At 55.2% G+C, this 22,702-nt stretch carries 8 protein-coding genes and 2 pseudogenes; 7 read left to right on the forward strand and 3 right to left on the reverse strand.

Features of this window, described 5'->3' with window-relative positions; genetic code table 11:
* Positions 1-233: 233 nt before the first annotated feature.
* The 4 genes from ROSMUCSMR3_RS14360 (at position 234) to ROSMUCSMR3_RS14375 (ending at position 16,781) form a co-directional block, all read left to right on the forward strand.
* A complete protein-coding gene (locus tag ROSMUCSMR3_RS14360) occupies positions 234-5,027 on the forward strand; it encodes a beta strand repeat-containing protein (RefSeq protein WP_157667316.1) in 4,794 nt (1,597 codons plus the stop codon).
* Between the two features lie 114 nt (positions 5,028-5,141).
* Positions 5,142-5,747: a peptidoglycan-binding domain-containing protein gene (locus tag ROSMUCSMR3_RS14365; protein ID WP_081507751.1), complete on the forward strand. Its 606-nt coding sequence runs from the start codon at positions 5,142-5,144 to the stop codon at positions 5,745-5,747.
* 435 nt (positions 5,748-6,182) lie between these two features.
* Positions 6,183-11,132: a beta strand repeat-containing protein gene (locus ROSMUCSMR3_RS14370; protein ID WP_081507752.1), complete on the forward strand. Its 4,950-nt coding sequence runs from the start codon at positions 6,183-6,185 to the stop codon at positions 11,130-11,132.
* Positions 11,133-11,651: 519 nt separating this feature from the next.
* A complete protein-coding gene (locus ROSMUCSMR3_RS14375) occupies positions 11,652-16,781 on the forward strand; it encodes a beta strand repeat-containing protein (RefSeq protein WP_157667317.1) in 5,130 nt (1,709 codons plus the stop codon).
* A 320-nt stretch (positions 16,782-17,101) separates the two neighbouring features.
* On the opposite strand, the pseudogene ROSMUCSMR3_RS21915 reads toward ROSMUCSMR3_RS14375, so the two are convergent.
* From ROSMUCSMR3_RS21915 to ROSMUCSMR3_RS14390, 3 genes and pseudogenes are all read right to left on the reverse strand, one after another.
* Positions 17,102-17,174 (reverse strand): annotated as a pseudogene (locus ROSMUCSMR3_RS21915) (IS66 family transposase); the annotation flags it as partial.
* Positions 17,175-17,190: 16 nt separating this feature from the next.
* Positions 17,191-17,367, reverse strand: a pseudogene (locus ROSMUCSMR3_RS14385) (transposase); the annotation flags it as partial.
* 173 nt (positions 17,368-17,540) lie between these two features.
* Complete coding sequence (locus ROSMUCSMR3_RS14390) at positions 17,541-18,149, reverse strand: metallophosphoesterase (protein WP_081507754.1); 609 nt, start codon at positions 18,147-18,149, stop codon at positions 17,541-17,543.
* Positions 18,150-18,499: 350 nt separating this feature from the next.
* Here ROSMUCSMR3_RS14390 and parA point away from each other — a divergent pair, with 350 nt between their 5' ends.
* The 3 genes from parA to ROSMUCSMR3_RS21190 all read left to right on the forward strand — a co-directional run bounded on the left by parA (position 18,500) and on the right by ROSMUCSMR3_RS21190 (position 22,483).
* Complete coding sequence (gene parA / locus ROSMUCSMR3_RS14395) at positions 18,500-19,144, forward strand: ParA family partition ATPase (protein ID WP_081507755.1); 645 nt, start codon at positions 18,500-18,502, stop codon at positions 19,142-19,144.
* A gap of 687 nt (positions 19,145-19,831) precedes the next feature.
* Entirely contained in the window at positions 19,832-21,415 is a 1,584-nt protein-coding gene (locus ROSMUCSMR3_RS14400) for a hypothetical protein (RefSeq protein ID WP_081507756.1), read from the forward strand.
* Between the two features lie 522 nt (positions 21,416-21,937).
* A complete protein-coding gene (locus ROSMUCSMR3_RS21190) occupies positions 21,938-22,483 on the forward strand; it encodes a hypothetical protein (RefSeq protein WP_157667318.1) in 546 nt (181 codons plus the stop codon).
* The last annotated feature ends 219 nt before the right edge of the window (positions 22,484-22,702 follow it).

Raw genomic sequence — 22,702 nt, forward strand, 5'->3', positions numbered from 1 at the left:
AAAAATGGCGTCAAGCCAAAAAAATGCTCTCGCCTATACGCGCAGTCCAACCGGAGGGAAATATGAATTTGTTCACTAACCAAGTGCGAAACACACGACTTCGCCTTATGCTTACCAGTGCGTCTGCTGCACTTATGGTTTTCGGGACTGGGGCCGCCTCGCAAACCGTAGACTTTACCCTTGATGCGGGCTTTATCGCCTCGGCGTCAGTGACGGATCGCGGGACCTCTATCGTGACCACGCAAGAGTTGAGGGACAACGTGCTCTCCTCTATCGAGACTGGTGCTTTGGCGCAAAGTTCATCTGGTGCCGTGGGTTCAAGCTCTGTCGACATCAGTGCCAATGCCCTGTTGGCCACTGCCAGGGGCAACCTTGCGGATACATCCGGCCAGTTGTTGGGCGATGCGGCTGATGCGCGTATTGGCCTGCTGACCGGACAGGTGGCGGCGAATTCCGTGACGGCAAATGTAAACAGCTCGGCAATTTCCGCTGTCCTGAGCACCGGAGACAATGCGACGAGCGCGTCTTTCGTAGCCTCCGGCAACCAGCTTGATGCGCGTTCGACCATCAATGAAGCGCGCACCATTTTCGCCGACGATATCGCGGCCAATCTTGGCGCGTTGCTGGCGTCGGACACCACGCCTGTTGCGACTGCAACCCTCACCCGCGGAGACTTCGACGCGCGGTTGGTCAATGTGGATGGTGCCAGCAGTGTCGTGGCCAGCTCTCAGGTCATCACAGGTACAGCGCCCACCTCAACCGCGACGGCCAATGACAATGCATTGTCCCTCGACCTTCGCGACAGCGCGTCGACGTCGAATGTGACAGACAGCGCCTTGGCGATTGACGCCAACCAGATCCGTGCGACGCTGACGGGCAATGCGGCTGTGGCAGGAACAAACCTTTCGGTTGATACAGATTTCAGCGGAACAGGTGTCGTTCTGAGCCAGCAGCAGATCGGAGACGGGGCCGATACGATCGCGCTGAGTGCAATCGCCGATAGCAACGCGTTGTCCATCGATCTGAGTGATGAAACCGGCAGCTCGGTCTCTGTCTCTCAGAACGTGGTTGGCGCTTCCGCAAGCGGAAACATCGCCCGTGATGGCGGAGGATCGGGCACCTTCCTGAGTGTCGAGGCCAACCAAATATCGACCAACGGTGAAGAGGCTAGGGTGTCTTTTGCAACCGCCGACACGCTCACCCTTGATGGGGCGTTCGTTGCGGGCACCCAACAGCAGATACTGGGATCACCCGGCGCGCTGACGGCGACCAACACCGATTCAACCTTGGCGGTCACGACAGCCGATGTTGCGGGCTCGGCTGTGGACCTCGCACGAAACACGCTTTTCGCAACGACCACAGGTAACGATGCGGCATCTGCAATTTCGCTGAACGGCACGCGTGTTGACGCCAGCGCTGCGTTGGGCAACCAGCAAGGCGTTGATACCTCGATCGGGGCCACACTTGGCAATGGTGCAGATCCGTCGGTGCTCTCCGCGACGATCGAAGGTACACTGACGGCTGCGAGCGTGGCGATTGATGCCAACGTCTTGTTGGGCCAAGCCGAGGGAAACAGCGCGCGCAATCAATTGTCGGTCACCTCGGACACCACGATTGCGCAGACAAGCCCAAACAACCGCGCGGCATTGTTCACCACAGATGCTGATGCACGGGGTGGGTTCGTTCTGGGCAATGAGCAAACATTTGCGGGCGTCGCGAATACCGTGACAAGTGCTGTGAACACTGACCTGATCGCGACAATCGGGACGCTGACAGCGGTCGGTGACATCAGTTCGAGTTCCGTCTCGATCAGCGACAACCAGCAATCATCCGTTGCAAGGGTCAATCAGGTCCAGAACGGTCTCGATCTGACCGCCCTGTCGCTGGGAACTGGCACAGAAGCGGTATCGAGCATCCTGTCGAGCCGTCAGGACGTTGTCATGGATAATGCAACAGCGTCCTCCGTGCTGGATAGCGAGATCCTGCAGGAAAATTATACCACTGGCGTCGGAGCGTTGAGCATTTCCGGGTCTTCCCTGGCGGTGGACGGCAATCAGAACAGATCGACGGTAAGCGCCAATGAGGCGGAAAATAGGTTGGCCACCAGCTCGGCCAGCGAAATCGTCGGCAACCTGATCCTCGAATCCCGTGCGAATTTGGCTGAACCCGTTTCGATCCGTGCAACCAGTGTTCTTGCCAACGAGCAATCTGTCACTGCGTCAAGCCTGGATGCCGATGCTGTAACCAATGCAACCTTCGACGGAAACGTGGGTTCTGGCGCCGCTGGTATCGAGGGAAGTAGCATCTCGATCAGCGACAACCTCACGGCAGCAGCATCCAACGGCAACACTGCAAACTCCGTGATCGTGCAATCTGCGGGGACAGAATCCGGCGCGACCGCTGCGCTGCGCAATCTCCAGACGACAGATGTCGCAAACACAACGGCTGATGCCATTGCGCAACTGACGACAGAGGCACGCGGCACCGCGACGGATACGAGCTTTGCAATCGACAACAACCAGCTTTTTGCATCCACCGACGGCAACAGCGCACAAAGCAGTGTCCTGGTCGATGTGACGTCATTTGATGGTCCTGCCGATAGTATAGCGTACAACGCATTTTTCGATGCGGGTGCAACTGAGCTAGGGCAGGCGCGGGCAGATTTCGCAATCTTGAGTGACCAGTCACAAACCGGCGCACTCTCGGCGACAGCCAATGTTGATGCGGAATTGCGTATCAGGCCGACGGCGGGTATCGGCGGGTTCTTGACCGACAGCACGGCCTCGATCAACAACACGCTTGCCCGAGCGAACGCGCTGGCGAACGAGGCCGACAACACTGTAAGTTTCGCAGCCGCCGCCGAGGCGACAGACATAAGTGCCGCGCTTGCATCACGTCAGCTGTCGGACGGTGTGATCACTGCAACCGCGGTGACCGATGGCACAACAGACGAGTTGTCACTCAGTGTGCGACGTGGCCTCGTTGACTCGACTGCCTCGATTGACGGGAACGTATTCGTGGCGGATGCCGGCGCAAACGTGGCGACCAATCGGGTGTCTCTGGAAGGCCTGTCCCTGACCGGCGCCACCCTGGCTGCGGATTTCGCTGACTTAGGCGCACGGCTTGATTTAGCCAATGATGTTGTCTCTGCACGCGCTGACGCGAGTCTTGTAAACTTGCAAGAGACGGCCGCCACGGGATCCATTACAGCATTCGCTGAGCTAGACGCCGGGATGTCGACCATCGACTTTGATCTTGAACGCTCGAGTGGGTCCATCAGCAACAACTTTGTGCGCGCCTCCGGTCAGGCCAACGAAGCCGAAAACATCGTCAATGTCCTTGCGGAAAGCCAATCGGTTCTCACGAGTGCTGTTGCCAATCTGCAAAACAACCTCGCCGCAATTGATGTCGATAGTATCCTTGACAGCACAATCGCTATTGCCACCCTTCGTGCAGATGGGAACTCCGGTCTGCTTGAAAGTGCTCTGACACTTGACGACAATTTCTCGGTGGCCCTTGCCAACGGCAATACGGCCTCGTCCCTTCTGGTACTCGACAGCTCTGTGATTGATGGGTTGTCTATTGCCGGACAATCGGCATCTGTGGCTATTCCGGTCCCGGCGCTCACGATATCACGTGCCATTGCTGACAATGCGGTTGCGTCTCAGCAAGTGTCAGAAGGTGCCGTTAATGCAACCTCGGATTCTCGCGTCTCGGCCCGCGTCCGTGGGGATATCGAACTAAGCAGTGTCTCTTTGTCAGGCAATATCGGCCAATCGAATGCCATCGCGAATTCGGCAATAAACGGCGCTGACCTGCAGGCGTCCACATCCGCCAGTGGGACGACCGCAGTGACAAATCAACAGCTCGGTACGGCAAATATCGCCGCGTCGACAGAAGTAGACGTGGTCTTTCGCCAGGATGTCGAGCTGACCGCCGGTGGGCCCCAGTCTATTGCGCAGAGCGCGCTTTTGTCTGATGCCAATCTCGCGATTTCCTCTGCTCAGGGGAATGTGTCCACCAATTCGCTCAGTGTTGCGGCGGCAACCGTTAGCGGGCGTAGCAACGCCACCGACCTTACCGTCAATGACGGGTCGATCACCGGGTTTGCCACGAATAGAAGTGATAACATCCTGGCAAACGATCAGAGCATGATGGGTGGAGCTGCAATTACTTCATCGGCAAACATTGTGGCGAATTCTCTCCTGGATTCGGATGACGGGAATGGCACGGTAACGTCTGTTCGCACATCCAGCACCCTTGCTGACAGCAGCGTTTCGATTTCCGGAAACATCGCGGACTCGACGGCGAGTGCGAACCGCAGCGCGAACAGTGTCGCGCTCAATTCGGATACAACGCTCGAGGCGTCAGCTGGTCTGGTGAACACGCAGGCGAATGAGAATAGTGTTTCATCTGCCGTGCAGCTGACCACCCGGGTTGGAACGACCTCACTTGGGGATGTCACCAATTCGTCTGTCGCTTTGAATGGCAACGTGGGCGTCGCCCGAGCCAATGGCAACGATGCCGTGAATCGCATGTCTGCAACATCCGCGACCGAAATCGCGGGAAGTCCGGCTGTGACATCTGCGGCGGCCACGGTGAGTACCGGGGCGCAAACGGTGCTGAACAGCACGGCAGATTTCGCAATGGTCAGCAGCCAGACGAATACGGGTTCAGTGACGGCCCGGGCGTCGACAGTCGGCCTGCCAACAACATTTGAGGCAGCAACAGGCGGGACCGTGTTGAACAGTTCACTGAGTTTGAGCGGCAACACACTTGTGGCAGATGCTTCGTCAAACCGATCAGTCAACCAAATGACGGTGTCTGGCCGCTCGCCGTCCGAGAATGTCTCCGTGGCCGTTGCCAATCGTCAAGTGGCCTCAGGTGCGGTGACATCCGGTGTCGACAGTTTCCGTGTCTCAAGCATCTCCGGGGCAGTTTCTGGAAGCTCGATCCGGGTCGGCGGGAACCGGCTGAGCGCTTCGGCTTCTGGCAACACAGGCAGCATTGGTCTCTCGAGAGACTGATCATAAGGTTCGGGGCAGCATGGTCTTGCTGTCCCGAGCAAGACGCGAGGATGATCCGCCTTAGCTGGCGAGAATCCCCTAAAATTTGCATCACAGACAAAGGAACCTGAAAGAATGAACCGGACACCTAAAGTCACCTGCGCCGCAGTTGCGTTTGCGGCCTTGCTTTCACCGAATACGGGCCAAACTGCGGATGCCAATGGCAACTATGCCCTGCGTGGGGCCGGGAGCATTCCTTGTTCAGATTATGTCACGGCGATTGCGAATGATCCGGCTCAGGCGCAGGTCTTTGTCGCTTGGATGGCTGGGTATATCACAGCGCGGAGCCGCACCGCTGAAGACACGTTCGACGTACTGCCCTTGATTTCGGGTGCCGATGTTGCCGGTCTGATGCGCGTCGTCTGCGTCCAGAACGGGGATGCGACGTTCGAGAACGCAATCGACGCGGCCCTAACGCTTTTTGCGCCTGCCCGTGTCAAGCTTGACTCGCCCCTGCTTGCATTGGAGCACAATGGTCGGACCATTTCCATCCGTGAGGCAACATTGGCTGAGGTTCAGACGGCACTAACCGGCGAGGGCTTGTATAGCTCAACCGTCGATGGTGCCTTTGGACCTGGCACGAGGACGGCGATTGAACAGTTCCAGGCGTCGCGTGGTCTGCAAGTGACCGGGTTGCCTGACGCGGATACGCTCGTCGCGCTTCTTCTGCCTGCCTCATGAGCCATTGAGAGCTTAGCTGAGTTGATCGCCGCGTGTGTATCGGAAATCACGAACCTAGTTAGCTTAGATGCTTATGAGGAGAAGCAAAATCGAAAATCATCCGAAGTTGCTTCACGTGCGATTGGCAGTGCTCGGGCATGAGCGCTCTTACGAAAAACAGGTGGGCGCTACATCACCCGAGAAAAGACCGCGTGGACCTGATTGTCGCAGCGACAGTCAGTGTCAAGCCGCCCACTGACCGCGTGAGGTCATGAAGCGAACCTGAATTCGTTGTGTCCCGGTGATGTTTATCCCGGACACAACCAAAAGAGGTTCGGCGCACGCGATGTGCCGTGCGGGGACGGCTGCCAGAGGGCAGATACCCAAAAAATTCCAACCAACAGGAGATTCCTAATGACAGCTTATAGAAACAGTCCCCTTCAAAGGGCGAGCCTTATGGCGCGCCTTTTGGGTGGGGCCAGTCTTGCGGTGCTTGCAACCTACGGTCCGGCAATGGCGCAGGCGGTCAACATTACCATTGACAGCGCGCAGGTCGCGCCAGCGAGTGCCTTTACGGCTGCCAATGTGACCGGATTTGAAACCGTCGCAAACAGCACGCAGGACTCGCGCGCCGCAGTCACCGCCTCCATTGTCAGCGGTGTGCTGAACTCCGACATCGCGGGCTCCGGCTCAAGTGCTGTCGGCATTGAAGATAACGCCCTGACCGCAACGGCAACAGGCAACGTGTTCACCCTTGATGCCGATCAACTCGGCTCGGACGGCGGTGGTGCTGCCGGTACCCTCGCGACACTGAGCGGCCAGTTTGCAGACGGTACCGTTTCCACGGCGATCACAGGCTCCAGCCTGACCATCGATGGGACAGGTGATGCGACAGCGACCTCTCTCGCGGCCAGCGACAACACGCTTTCTGCAACCACGACCGTGAACAACGCGACTTCCGTCTTCTCCGACACGATATCTGCTGATCTGGCTGGCGATCTCGCCCAGTCTGGTACTGGTTTTATCACGGGACCGATTGCACTAACACGGGACAATCTCGCCGCCACGGAAACTCTGTCGATAGATGGTGGCTCCAGCGTTGTGGTCAGCACACAGGCCCTTGCAGGTGGCGCTCTGACGTCCTCGGCAACGATTGATGACAGCACAATCTCTGTCTCGCTTGCGGCCAATGACTCGACTAACAGCGCCGTGGCCGTTGACGGAAACCAATTGCGATCGACCTTGTCAGGAAACATCGCCGCCACGGGCACTGATGTGACCGTTGATACTGCGTTCGATGGGTCTGCGGGTGTTTTTACTCAGCAGCAGATCGGGGATGGAGCGGATGCCACGCTGACCGCAGCTACCACCGATTCCAGTTTGTCGGTTACTTTGGTCGATTCTACGAACTCCAGCCTGACGGTGTCCGACAACGTACTTGGTGCTTCTGCCCGTGGTAACGTCGCAACGCTTGATGGCAACGGCGTCGCAGGCAATCTTGCCGATGGGACATCGCTGTCGATCACCGCAAACTCAATTACGTCTGACGCAAATGGCGGGCAGATCGACATTGCGAATACTGCCGGAACGGTCGGGTTCGCCGATGCAACGGCTCCTGCAAATGCTACCAATTTTGGTTCTGTTGCCGCATCACAGCAGTCGATTGACGGAGCGGCTGGCGGCGCCATCACTGCGAACAATAACGGCAACAGCTTGACCGTCGACGCTTCCGGTACGCTGAATGGATCATCCTTGACCATTCAGGAGAATACCGCTTTCTCGGTTGCCTCGGGCAACACAGGCGGTACAGCCATTGATCTTTCGGCAACGAGCATCACGGCGTCTGCCGGTCTCGCGCTTGACCAGAACGTAAGCCAGACGGACATTCTCGCTAATTTGGGCAACGCTGGTGCATTCACGCTGAGTGCAGATGTGAACGGTGATCTTTCAGACTCGACATTGGCGGTAGACGCGAACCTTTCGGTCGCGGAGGCGAACGGCAACACTGGCCGGACGCTGCTATCTGCAGATGCGGATACAGCACTGCTCTCCAGCAGCACGCTGGATACGGGTTCGGGTGTTGTCAATACGGCCTTGGCTACAACGGCAACAGAGGCCGACTTCGCTGTTGCGGCGAACCAGTCTGTTTCAGACAATCCGATCACTGCGAGAGCGACATCAAGTTTGGATGCCACAGTTGGCGATACAACCACGCCAACCGGCGCTATCACAGACAGTTCGGTGTCCTTGTCCACCAACGTTCAGCAGGCAAACGCTGGCGGCAACACGCTGACCAACGGGATAGATCTGGACGGCAATGTAATCGGAGCAGCGAACGCCACGTTTGCTGACGGCATTTCTGTTGTGACGTCACTGACATCACTGCAGGACAATGCGTCCAGCATCACAGGCACGTCGACTACCACGCTGTTGCTTACACAAGTAGACTTCAGTGGGACCACAGCCGTCTCCGGCTCGTCTCTTGACGTTGATGCCAATGAAAACCGTGCGACGGCGACGGCGAACCGTGCCACAAGCACTTTGGCCGTGACGGCGGACACCGCCATCATCGGGGCGGATGCAAACGCCGCTTCTGCAGATCTCGCAAGTGCAACGTCCATTACAACAGTCGGTGGGACCAACACACTCGCCAATGTGCAGGACAGCACTGGTTTCGCAGTTATCGCCACTACGGTAACCAATGCAGACATCGTCGCCGGAAATACTGATGCTACGACAGCAAGCCTGACCGGGTCATCGGCGTCCATCTCGGACAACATCGCTACTGCGTCGGGTTCTGGCAACATCGGCACCTCGACCATTGATATCGATGCTGGGACCGAAACCACGACCAACGCTGCCTTGGCCAATGTTCAGACCAGCAGCACGGGTGTGGACGTTGATTCTACCCTCACTGCGGGTGGCTTACGAGGCATCCGTGTCACAGGACCGGTTGCATCCTCTACGCTGGAGGTGGACAACAACGTTATCGTTGCGTCCGGCTTCGGCAACCAAGGCACAAGCAACCTGTCTGTTACGGCAAACACGATTGACCGTACGGACTCAACAGCCACTGGTTCGAATGTGCTGTCAGCTGCGGTGCCGAGTGTTGATGCTGATTTTGCATCGCTGAACGTACAGAATCAAACGGGCGGTATCGCATCGAACGCAACTGTATCCGGTTTGATCAATATCTCTGGCGGTACCGTAGACGACAGCAGCGCCACGCAGAACGGAAACCAATTGCAGTCGGATGCGACCTCGAACTTTGCAACCAACAGTGTTGACCTGACCGGGGCTTCTGCCATCACTGCAACGACGGCTGGCTTGGGCTCTATACAGACTTCGGGCACTGGCGCTACCCCTATCACCATTGCTTCGGGCTCGGCTGCCACCTTTGGGTTTGGTGTACAAGACCAACCAGTGACCAATTCGACCATCTCGATCGACGGCAACCAGTCCTTCGACTCGGCCACGTCGAACCGGGCGACGAACACTGTCTCTCTTGCGGGTAACTCGATCACCGGGCAGGCAGCTTCGCTCGCCGACGTCGGTGTGACCCTAGTACCACAGGTGTCGACGACAGCATTGGCTGACAACAGTCTGTCCAGTGTCCAGACCAGCTTTGCAGCGGTGACAAGTGCCTCGACGGTTGCCGGTTCAGTCTCTACGGGTGGGGGCGCTCTATCGGGGAGCAGCGTGTCGGTCAGCGACAACTTCGCTCGGTCATTCGGCATGGGAAACACAGGTGCCAACACGGTTGGCCTGATGGCGGATACCAGCTTCTCGGGAACCGCGGCATTGACTGCAACGCAGGTTCAGGCTGGTGATGTGGCTTCGTCGGCGTCTGTGTCGGCTCCGGTCACGGTGGCTTCTCTGACGGACAGCACAGCTGCGATTAACGACAATATCGCGTTCTCGCGCAGCATGGGTAACGATCAGACCAATGCATTGTCAATCGAGGGCAGTTCGATTGCAGGTGTCAGCGTTGCTAATGATGGTGCCACATTCGCCGGGCTTGGCGATATTGCCGCCACAAGCCGTACGCTTGACGGTGACAACGTTCTCACGGCCTTCCAAGGTCTGGTGAACGGGGATGTAACGGGTGCCGCAACAGTGACGGGTTCCGTAATTACTCAAGGTGTCATCACAGACAGCAGCGTTTCGGCCAGCGACAACATCGCGCAGTCGAATGTCACGGGCAGCCGCGGGAATAACCTGCTGGAACTGGCAGCAGATACGTCTGTCACCGGTGTGTCGGTCCTGACTTCCGAGCAATCGGGCCGGGCTGATACCGGTGAGACCAACGCGATCACTTCGACAGCCGATCTGACTTTCGGAATTGGCCAGACCGGAGCGTTCGCGCCGATCAACTCCGCGCTTAATGTTGATGGCAACGTCGGCTTCTCGTCGGCCTTCGGCAATGATGTTACCAACCGTGTGGATGTGAGCGGCACAAGTGTTGTGGGGCAAGACGACGCTCTGGCAACGGTTGGCATCAATGCAACTGGTGTTGTCAGTGGCACAGCAGACAATCTGGTGGGCAACTTCCAGTCGCGGTCTGACGTTGACGGTGGATCGAACGGTGTCACCAGCTCTGCTGACCTGACGATCAATTTGCTGAACGCAGCGACAGGAGCAACCAACAATAGCACGATTACTGCGGCTGACAACATTCTGGACTCGACGGCAACGTCGAACCGGGCGTCCACTGCGCTTGTCCTGAACGCAGATACTGCTCTGACGGCAGGTGGCGCAATTGCCAACCAGCAGTTCAGTGACAGCCCGGTTGTCAGCGATGTGGCGCTGCGTACCACGGTTGGAGGTGGGTCTCTCGGTGATCTGACCGAATCATCGGTTGCCCTGCGCGACAACACGGGCATCGCCCGTGCTGTCGGCAATGACGCTGTGAATGCGCTGAATGCGAGCGCAGGCACTGTGATCACGGGTGTGGCTGGAACAGGCAGCTCGACTGTCGGTGCTGGCGGTGTGCTCAACGCTTCGGGTACGTTTGCGACAGCCTCGAACCAGGTTAACACTGGTGCTGTGACGGCGCGGGCGAGCTTTGGCGCCGTAGGTGATCTGACCCAGAGCAGCCTTGGTGTCCAAACGGCCGCGCTTAACAGCTCTTCAGTTGATCTGTCGGGTAACCGTCTGGTGGCGGATGCAGTGTCGAACCGTGTGTCCAACACGATCTCGGTCTCGGGCCGCTCGCCTTCGACAGACGTGAGCACGGCTCTGACGTCTCGTCAGGTTGCGTCCGGCGCGGTCACGTCGCGGGTTGATACGTTCAACGTCGCAAGTGCCAATGGTGCGCTCGATGCAAGCTCGACACGCCTCGACGGCAACACGTTCAGCGCATCGGCTAGCGGCAACATCGCCACAAGCCGCCTCGTGCGCGACTGATACTGCCAGGAAGGGGCGCCTGTGTGGCGCCTCTTTCATCTCAGCTGGCGGGTGGTGATCCAGACTCACAATGGATCGACAAGCCACCCGCCAATTTTTCCCGGCTTCCGGTGCAAAAGAACGTAATAAAAATGGCGAAATGCCAAATAATGCCCGATCACACGCGCAGTTTAACCGGAGTTAAGTATGTTGCTTTTCACTCAGAGCCGGTTTTTTCACCGAGAACTAAGCCACCTCTGACTATGGATTTCTCTTAATGCTGGGGTCAAGTGCGGGTTCCTGCATTCAGAGTGCCGAATCTCAATCCCAGAGCGTGTGGATCCAGTTGTCGCAGCACCAGCTGGTGTCAATCCGCCCACTGACCGCGTGAGGTCATGAGGCGAACAGGAATTCGTTGTGTCCCGGTGATGTGTGTCCCGGACACAACCAAAAGAGGTTGGGCTCATGCGATGTGCCGTGCAGGGACCGCTGCCAGAAGGCAGATACCCAAAAAAGGTGTCAGCCAACAGGAGAGTATTAATGACAGCTTATAGAAACCGACCCTTCCAAAGTGTGAGCCTCATGGCGCGCCTTTTGGGTGGGGTCAGCATTGCCGTCCTTGTGTCCTACGCCCCCGCATTGGCGCAGGCCGTGGATATCACGGTCGACCGGACTGCGAACCCGGCAGGTGGTGCCGTCTTCACTGCGGCCAACGTTACCGGCTTTGAGACGGTGTCCGTCAATACGCAGGAAACGCGCCAACCCGGAGTCATCACGGCTACCATCACAGGTGGCGTGCTGAACTCCAGCATTGCGGGCTCCGGCTCAAGTGCTGTCGGCATTGAAGACAACGCCCTGACCGCAACGGCAACAGGCAACGTGTTCACCCTTGATGCCGATCAGCTCGGCTCGAGCGGTGATGGGTTTGCCGGTACCCTGGCGATACTGAGCGGCCAGTTTGCAGACGGTACCGTTTCCACGGCGATCACAGGCTCCAGCCTGACCATCGATGGGACAGGTGATGCGACAGCGACCTCTCTCGCGGCCAGCGACAACACGCTTTCTGCAACCACGACCGTGAACAACGCGACATCCGTCTTCTCGGACGATATCTCTGCTGATCTGGCTGGCGATCTCGCGCAGGCTAACGCCGGGTTCATCAACTCCCCGATCACGTTGACCGGTGGCGATCTGACGGCCCAGGAATTGCTGTCGGTCGAAGGTGGCGGCAGCGTTGTTGCCAGCACGCAAGCCGTTGCAGGCCTTGGTCTGGTATCCACTGCCACAATCACGGGGTCCGATATCTCGGTCTCTCTTGGGGATCTCGACGCGACCGGCTCTGCGTTGTCTGTTGATGGCAACGATCTCCGCGCGTCCCTGACCGGCAACCGCGCCAGCACCGGCACGGACCTGACTGTGGATACCACGTTCGACAGCACGGCTGCCGTGCTGACACAGCAGCAGTTGGGCGATGGGACAACAGATGTTGGTCTGGTTTCGACAGCCGATACCTCGACGTTGTCTGTTGCGTTGGACAATGCCACCGGTTCCAGCCTGACCGTGTCGTCAAACACTATCGGGGCACAGGCCAATGGTAACGTCGCAACGCTCAGCGGCGCCGGGGCAGGTGCCACTGTTGCCGATGGCACGTTCCTGCGCGTGGACGCCAACACCATTTCGTCGTCCACCGTTGTTGGAGGAAGGATTGGGAACAATTTGGATTTGACTGTCACGTTTGATGGCGGTGCTGTAGCGAACCCTGGTTTCGGCTTTGTTGCCGGCTCGCAGCAGGCGATCGAAAGCACCGGCACAAATGCAGGCACAATCTCGGCATCGAGCGATGGCAACAGCCTGTCTGTAACGGCGGCCGACTCTGCAGCCCTCGGTGGTGCATTGTCCGGGTCAACCATCTCGGTCACGGACAACACCGCTTTTGCCTTGGCATCCGCCAACACCGGTGGCACTGCAATTGACCTGAGCGCAACCAGCATCACGGCGACCGCCGGTCTGGCCAGCGATCAAACGCTCCGTGGCACGGGTGTGGACGCGCTTCTGGGTGACACAGGCGCATTCGCGCTGTCCGTGACGGCTGAAGGGGATGTGACAGCCTCGTCGATCCTTGTCGATGGCAACCTGTCCGTGGCAGAGGCCAGTGGCAACACCGGCCAGACGCTTTTGAAAGCAGATGCCGATACCGCTCTGCTGTCCAACAACACGAGGGATCGCGGCACGGGGATAGTGAATCTCGACCTGTTTACCACAACGGTCGCTGCAGATTTCGGCGTGTCCGCCAACCAGACCATCGTCGGTTCTGACGTTGCCTCAACGGCCGTCTCGTCCTTTGGTGTCACAATCGGTGAAACGGGGATCGCTTCCAACGACGCGGGTGCCATCGACGCCAGCACAATTTCCTTGTCGAGCAACGTGCAGCAGGCCACCACCAGCGGCAACACGTTGACCAACAGGATTGATCTGGACGCCAACGTGATCGGTGCGGTCGATACTGTTGGGCCAGTATTCGCTGACAACAGCTCGGCTGTTTCGTCCCTCGTGTCGTTGCAAAGCATCGATTCGGCGACATCCGCCGCGTCGACCACGACCCTGTTTCTGCGCCAGGATGATTTTGCCACCGCGGACACAACCTCGATTAATGCGTCTTCGCTGGCAATCGGTGCAAACCAGAACCGGTCAACCACCACGGCCAACCGTGTCACCAACATGTTGGACGTGACCGCGGATACCGCGATCATCGGGGCTGATATATTCCGCGGCCGCGCACTTGTGGATTCGACAGCAGGCACTTTCACCAGAACAGACGCAACAAGCAGCCTGACGAATGTCCAGTCGAATTCCGGGACGACCGTAGACGCGATGACGATCGCCAACGCGGGCATCAGGGCAGGTGGGGCCGGTGCAACCGTTGCCAGCCTGGCAGACTCGTCCGCGTCAATCTCGGACAACATCACAACCGCCTCTGGGGCCTCCAACATCGGCGCGTCGTCCATCACGTTGAATGCCGGAACCGAAACCACCTCGAATGCAGCGCTGACCAGCGTCCAGGACAGCAGTGCAGACGTGACGGCAGCCTCGACCTTTGATGTGGGCACTGCTCCCGCCACAGGGATCAATCTGACAGGCGCAGTCTCTGACTCGACCGTTGGCGTGGACAACAACGTGACCGTTTCGTCGGCGATGGGCAACCAGAACGCAAATACCGTGTCGGTCACGGCCACCACCATCGATCGTGCGAGTTCAACTTTGGCTGGCAACAACAATCTTTTTTTTGCAGCGGCAGACTCTGCCGATGTCAGAGCCGAATTTGCCGCGCTGAACGTACAGTCACAGACGGGCAATATTTCTTCTACCGGCGTGGTGGATGGTTTGATTGGCATTAACGTTGCAACAGGCAGTAATGCCGATCTGATCAACAGCAGTGCCACGCTGGACGGCAACGTTCTGCAGTCGGATGCGATGTCGAACCTTGCAACCAACCGTGTCGCCTTGGCGGGCACCGCGGCGATCACCGAAACGACCACTGGTCTTGCATCCGTCCAGACATCGGGCACGGCACCCGCCACGCCGATCACCATTGGCTCGTCTTCAACCGCGACGTTCAACTTTGTGCAAACAGACGGTAATGGCGATGTGATCAATTCGACGGTCTCTATCGATGGCAACCAGTCGTTTGACACGGCCACATCCAACCGGGCAACCAACACGGTCTCGTTGGCTGGCAACGCGATCTCGGGTGAGGCGGCGAATTTGGCCGCTGTCGGTGTGATGCTAGCGCCTCAGGTGGGCGCACGAGCCTTTGCTGACAACTCGCTGTCCAGCGTTCAGACAAGTGTCACCGCTGTGACCAGCGCGTCGCAGATCACCGGAACCGCAGACACCGGTGGACTGACGACCACGGACAGCAGTCTGAGCATCAGTGACAACTTCGCCCGCTCCTTTGGCATGGGCAACGATGCCGCCAACGTGCTGAGCATTCTGGCCGATACAAGCGCGGCGGGTGCTTCTGCACTTTCCGGAACGCAGGTTCAGATCGGCAACGTTTCCGCAATTGTGGATGTGACAGCAACGCTGGTTCTGGAAGATGGTCCTACCGGTTCCGCTGTTGACAGCACTCTGGCGACGGATGGCAATATCGGCTTTGCACGGGCAATGGGCAACAATCAGACCAATACTCTGAGCATTGCCGCCACTGAAGTCGATGGCGTCAGCGTCGCTGGCGAAAACGCATCCTTCGCAGCGCTCGGTGATGTGGTTGGAACCAACCGCGTCCTTGCCGGTGACAACATCCTCACGGCCTTCCAGGGTCTTGTCGGCGATGTCGCAGGCATGGCGACCGTGATCACTGATACCCAGATGGCGAATACGATTTATGGCAGCAGTGTCTCTGCAAGCCAGAACATCGCGCAGTCGAATGTCACGGGGAATGTGGGTAACAACCTGCTGTCTCTCGCGGCGGATACGGATGTAACGGGTCTGTCGGTTCTGACCTCGGAGCAAAGCGGTGGCGCAACATCTGATGTGACCTCCACTGCGCGTCTGATCTTTAGACTCGACCTTGACACTCGGAGCACCGTGCCAGATGTCGTCAACAGCGCGTTGAACGTTGATGGCAACCTCGGCTTCTCGACCGCGTTTGGCAACGATGTGACCAACCGTCTGACGGCGACTGGCACAACGGTCACCGGCCAAGACAACACGGCCCTGTCGAGCGCCAGCATTGCTGGAAACGATGGTACAGGAACTGTTGCAACCGGAACCGTGAGCGGCACGTCTGACAACCTGCTGGGGAATTTCCAGACGCGTACAGGTGGCGTAGTGACGTCATCGGCCAGTCTGGTAGCGGATCTGTTTGGAACTGCCGGAACTGCACCTAGGGACAACTTGACGGGGAGCAGCGCAACGTTGACCGGCAATACCCTGGACTCTACGGCGACATCCAACCGGGCCAACAATACGCTCGCGTTGAATGCCGCGACTGTGCTGACGGCTGGCGGGGCGATTGCCAACCAGCAGAACTCTGACAGTGCCGTGACCAGTGATGTTTCACTGCGAGGGGCCCTCGGTTCTGTTCGCTTTCAGGGTGTAACCGGTTCTTCGATCTCGATGCGTGACAATACCGGAATTGCCCGGGCCGCAGGTAACGACGCCACCAACGTGCTGAATGCCAGCGCGGGAACGGCGATGAATGCACTGTTCGCAGGAACAGCTGGCGCAACAGTCGGGACCGGGACTCCGGGTGCCTTGAACGCAACCGGGACCTTTGCTGCAGCATCGAACCAGGTCAACACTGACGCTGTGACGGCGCGGGCGAGCTTTGGCACTGTAGGTGATCTTACCCAGAGCAGCCTTGGTGTCCAGACTGCCGCGCTCAACAGCTCTTCGGTTGATCTGTCGGGCAACCGTCTGGTCGCGGATGCGGTCTCGAACCGGGTGGCCAACACCATCTCGATCTCGGGTCGCTCGCCTTCGACTGACGTGAGCACAGCGCTGACGTCTCGTCAGGTTGCGTCCGGGGCGGTCACGTCGAGTGTCGTTGGCGGTAACGTCTCCAGCGCCAATGGTGCGCTCGACGCAAGCTCGGCACGCCTCGGCGGCAACACGTTCAGCGCATCGGCCAGCGGCAACATCGCCACAAGCCGCCTCCTGCGCGACTGATACTGCCAGGAAGGGGCGACCTGTGTGTCGCCCCCTCCGCCTCAGCTTGCTGGTGACCCTCAAATGTTCCAAACACAGACCATCAATGCGGTACGGGCCCATTTGGCTGAGCATTGCCTGATTACACCTCGGGGGCTGTCGAACCTTGTCGCACAAAGAGGGATCCAACACCCGGATGGGCGTATCATCCGCATGCAGCAGGTTGGCGCCCATAATATCCGCCTCAATCCGCACTAACAGCGGCTACAGGGTCTTCATGGCGCGGCCTCACTAACCGACAAGCGTCGTCTCAGGAATGTCAGTCCCCATTCGGGCAAATATCTCATGCTGCCGATACAAAGGCAGGTGATCGTCAAATTTGGACACCATGATATGCGCCAGCAGGTTCGGCCCCGCCATGCTGCCCGGGATACATGCGCTTCAGCCTCCGGTTCTCCTCGGCGATCGTCTTCATCTCGCTGCGCAGGCTGGCGTCCATGCCGCCATACTTGGCGCGCCACTTTTAGACCGTGGCGCTGCTCATGCCGTGTTCGCGGCACGGCTCGGAAACAGGCGCACCGTTCTCCATCTGCCGCAGGATACCCATGATCTGTGAAGTTGCCCCTAACTTTTATCCAGCGTGAGCGAGACTCCGGCTTGCCTGTGATCCGAGCAGCCCATGCAAGTCCCATACAGACCAACCTTTGGTTCGTTCGTCGAGCAGCTCTTCCATTTTCAGGACATCAGACTTCTTACCATGATTTCTGCCCTCACACACGTTCAGTAATAATCAATCTGTTCGCCAAAAATGGTCGTCCCGGGCTCGACCTCGTGCCAGTATTTGTTCACGTGGAGCGTCTTTGAGCGCTGTTCGATCTCATCGAAAGAAACGGGATAGAAATCCCACACATCTAGTCCAACGTTGACGCAGTTTCGCGTTCCTAGAAAGTTGTCATGAACATGCCCGAAGAGGCAGTAAGCCCCTCGACGAGAATTGTTCCAGGTAAGCATAGGATAGTGAAAGAGCGTATTGTAATGCCTATGTTCTCCATCCCTCACTTCGGCCATATGTGAAACACTTGCCCACGGCAGCGACCTGATGATTTCATCATCATGATTGCCGACAATCAGGTGCTGTTCAGCACCAGGCAACCGGTTGAACATCTCCCGCAGCCAGTTTTTGTCCAGCTTTTTGTGGCCAAGGGCGAAATCCCCGAGCAGCCACAATTGGTCTTCAGGGCCCACCCGCTCATGCATGTTCCGCAGGATCACTTCATCGGCTTCGTTCGCATTTTTGAAAGGTCGATTGCAGAATTTCACAATGGCATCATGACCAAAGTGAGGATCTGCACAGTACCATTTTCGCTTGTGTAATTCGTTTCTTCGCATGTCAATTTATCTTTGAAAACAAGGCGAGCGACAGCGTGACCGGCGGCTAATTGGCAATGTGGCACAAGCAGACGAACAGCAGTCGCCCGCAGTTGCCTGGGGCGTTTATCTGGTAGTTGATATCGTCTTCATATTTGCCATGGCGATGCATTTACATCAGAACTGCGCGGATTTCCAGCCCAGAACCTGAGTTACCTCAGCAGATGCAAAGAGCAGCTTAACTCGCGCCAGATCCTGTCGAACCTATGGCATGTACCTCAGCAGTACTCAAAACCCATGAACACATGAAAACTTAAACCCATTTTAATGGTCTCTTCCTATTTATAAGCAAGGTATGGGAAGATAGAAGAATGATTATATGTTTCATTAATCAAAAAGGCGGCTCGGGGAAAACATCGCTTTCAATCAATGTAGCATCCACTCTTGCTAGATTAGGATATTCGGTTCTCCTGATTGACGCAGACAGACAAGCAAGCAGTAGTGCTTGGGTATCGCTCAGAGAAGAAACGGCTTTTCAAGTTGTTTCTATGGCGAGACCAAACTTCGCAAAAGATGCAAAGCAAATGGCGCTGAAGTATGATTTTACGATAATTGATGGACCTCCACACGCAGAGGAAATCAGTCGATCATGCATCGCTGCTGCTGACCTTGTTCTGATCCCAATTGAGCCTTCTGGCTTAAGTATTTGGGCCTCTGAGATGACTATTAGGCAGGTACAAGAAGTATCTGAGTATAAAGATATTCGAGCCGCGTTCGTTATTTCAAGAAAAATCTCAAGAACAATTATCGGCCGCCAAATTTATGGCATGTCAGAGGGCTATGGACCGCCAGTTTTGACTTCGCACGTTCATCAGAGGGTTGCGTTTGCGGAATGCTTGACCCTCGGGAAATCTATCCACGAATATGAGCCTCGTGGTTTGGCGGCCGTTGAAATCCAGCAACTTACAAACGAAATCCTGAATCTAATTGAAACAAATTTTCCAATCGAATCGTAATCATGCCAAGAAAATCTTTCTCGAGAGCGCCAAAGCCCCCGGTCCACAAATCTATCGAAGATTTTGAGAAGCGCGGCTTGGGGCATGATACTGCTAATAAGCTTGTTTTGCATGAGCCTTGTGCCCGGTTCACGATTGATATGCCCAAGAGACTACATAAGCGCTTTAAAACTGCATGTGCAGCAGCTGATACAAGTATGCGAAATGAAATAATACGGGCTATTGAAGAGCGTATCTCAGAGCTTGAAAAAACGTGACCTAGTAAATGATTTCTATATCAAATACAGAACTTCTTGGGTGGATGGATTTTGTAAGTAGACTGGAATACTTTCTTTATGCTGGCTTTGGTGATTTAAAATTTTCCACAACAGTTGATTTTTAAAGCGAGTTGCACATGTATTAATAGGAAAATTTTTTCTGATAAAATATAATGAGTGTATACTGAATGTTGGTGGAATAATGAAAAAATCACAAAAACTTGCTCGAGATTTCGACGTTTCAAAGTCAACCCAAATCAGACGAAACCCTGCCTTTGAAACGTTATTCAAAACGTTAAGGTCAGTCTGGATGCCGACTTCGTATCGTGGAAGAATTCACATTCAACCAGACGTAATTCTGCGAGCGTATCAAACCGCGCGTCTCGCAGAAATCGTATCTCCTGCTGCTTGCCGATCACGGCACGGGACGATGTGGCAATACAAAAGTGCACTGAATACGTTGCGCAGAATGCCTTCCAGCGAAAGCCAAAACCAAGCCAACCCGTTTTATGGCTTCATGCACTTCGATTTTGCTAGCCGAAAGAAAACCACTTTCTACAAGTACAAAGCTGCCCTTCAAGCCCATGCAATAGACCTGCTTCTTAAAAATGGAGAGGCGGTCATAGTGCAATTCTGGGATGACACCTTTGTTCATGATTTACGCGAGAGCAAACAAGCATTGGCCGAGGAAACTGAGTGGCGACTTGGCTTGATATATCGCGCTTTCAATGGCGACGGCTCAGTTGAAGTGCAAGTCGAGCAATTGGCCAAGAGCGACTTGAAGCGAAAGGCCGTATATCTTCGGCAAACGCCTCATGCATTTGAAGAAGTCATTTCAGCAGCGGCTTATCTGACCGCATTCCCACCGCTATTGAAGGAGCGAACTGAGCACATTCTTGCGCGGAAAGGACCAAGAGAGCCGAACCTTCAGGAACTGCAGATAAGGAACTGCGGCCTGACAGTTTTCGATATCGCTGAAGGATTTCAGCCGGAAACTGAATGGACTCCAAAGTGTGCCCAGTCTGCTGCGATACGAAGGGGGCGCTTCAGTAAGCGTCAATTGATTGCCCGACTAAACCGCTTAGACAAGCTTCGTGGTGATGGGAGGGACTGGCGAGAGCACTTTTTCCACTCTCTCGAAAACACGCCTGAGCGGGGTCGGGGCGATAAGAAAAGACAGACGGCAATCCTCACGTTAACAGGTTGTCGCCCATCTGAACTGGCCAAAGGAATTCGGATCTATCTAGAGGATTGTGGGGCTCTCGGGGCAACGGCGAAGCCAGTTTACTGTCTCGTCTTCAGAGTTCATGGCTCAAAATGTACAGTTCTCGCAGACGATGAAGAGATTGCGATCTTTGAAAAGATGAGTGCAGCTGAAAAGCTTTTTAAGAAAGAGATCTATGGACATCCAGCGCACAGATCAAATCAAGAGCGTGGTCACGAATGGCGGATCATTCGAGTAGTGTCAGATGCCCCCGAAGCGGCCTTTCTAGCTAACCATATTCTCGAAACTGGAGGGGCAATTGATCATGATCTCAGTCAAGACCCGTCTCTTCTGGATGCCGAGAAGGCTTCCATTAATGAGTTGATCAGTGGTTGCCTCTCGCACGTGATTACAGTTCATCCTAGCGGTATTGATAAAGCACTTCTTGCGCTAGATGAGGAACGGGAGCTGCCCGAAGAGTTCATCAATAAGCAGGCGCATAATATAGGGGCTTGGGTCTCGTATCATGCGGGGAAGCTCTACCCTCGGTTACATGACGTCGTTACCCCTTATGCATGGCGACATCAATTCGCATCTGATCTGAAAGCGTTTGCTGACAATCCAGAGCTGTTCGCACGAGCTTTGGGGCAAAGGTCTCAAAAGACCCAAGCACATTACGGGCATTCTTCATCGTCAGTCACTAAGAAGTTCGCTCATATCAGCATCCGGACATCGCAAGTCGTACGTGACAACTATCAAGCTTATGCACGGGCCAGAATTCGCGTGGATCATAACCCTCAGAAGATCTAGATGACGCCCAAACATCCTCCGTATTGGGCTCCCGGGGCTGTCGAGATGGAACTTAGATAATAATAAGCACTAAAAGGTTAAAGTGAGCCCTCTTACTAGAGGGCTCACTTACTTTTATAAGCCGCCCATTCGGCGGGTAACCTTCTTGCTTTTTTACAAGCTGTCAATGAGATAGTTTTTCTTAAACTGCCCATACGGCAGATGACAAATACTATATGCTCTATAATAGTTACCAAAAAGTTAAAAACTTTAACAGTTGGAGTGATACAGGGGGGAACCTCGAGATTTCTCTCAGTTAAATTCGGTTTGATGACGTCAAGCTCAACGTTACCCTTTCGATCGGGGTTGGCAGTACTTGAAAGGTACAAAACAATTACTTGTAGGGTACATTTCGATGACAATGATTAAGAGTTTTTGTGCAGAATGAAGATGTGATTGTGGGTTATTGCGCATTCAGTTTGAGATTGCGATCAGTTTTGAAAGATGAAAACATCATGAAGGAAAGTTTGCGGAGTTTTTGTAATGCTGACGATGAAATCATCTCTTCCATTTCTGATCACGACTCCATTTTGCCACGAAAGTGAAAGTTTCTACGGTGAGCTGTCGGAAGCTGTGCTTGAAGCCTTTGTTGTATATGCTTTATCATCAAATAAGAAAAGTGTGAGGGGAGTGGTTAGTATTGGCGAGGAGAAAATATTGGTAAATGCGAGTTTAATTTGTAGCAGTGAGGTTGAGGAATGTCTGAGCCGGTTTTCCAGTGCTATCTGGAAAAATTCTGAAGACGAGATATTTTCGATGCGGCTATCGGATATTTTTAAGTATGAAGAATTTGATAATGTGAATGAACTTAAAAAGAGGGCGTCAAAGCTTATTTCTGAGCTTTCGGGTGCTCAAGTATATGTCTCCGTATCAGATAAAACACAGATTTTGGCTGAGCACAGCGCTATGATCTTTCAAGCAATTTACATGAGATCACATGCAGACGACATTACTTATGATCCGAGAGTCAAATTGAATGTTTCAGAATTTGTTGCAAGGGGTGTGCGGCTAGAGTCATCAAATTACTGATGGAGCCCCTTAAAATTCCAAACTTTTTTTATAAAATGACGTTGTGGCATTTTAATGTAATGCTGGGAATGTTGTTTCTTTTTGCTGTTAAATTTATTGACAGATCATTTTTTATATATCTTTAGATTAATTTAAAAATATTTTCCAGAAGGGCGTAATTATTTACATTTTTTATATTGACAGTTGTATCTCCATCACAATGTACGTCACTGAGCATGG

The organism is Roseovarius mucosus (assembly GCF_002080415.1).
Taxonomy (GTDB): domain Bacteria; phylum Pseudomonadota; class Alphaproteobacteria; order Rhodobacterales; family Rhodobacteraceae; genus Roseovarius; species Roseovarius mucosus_A.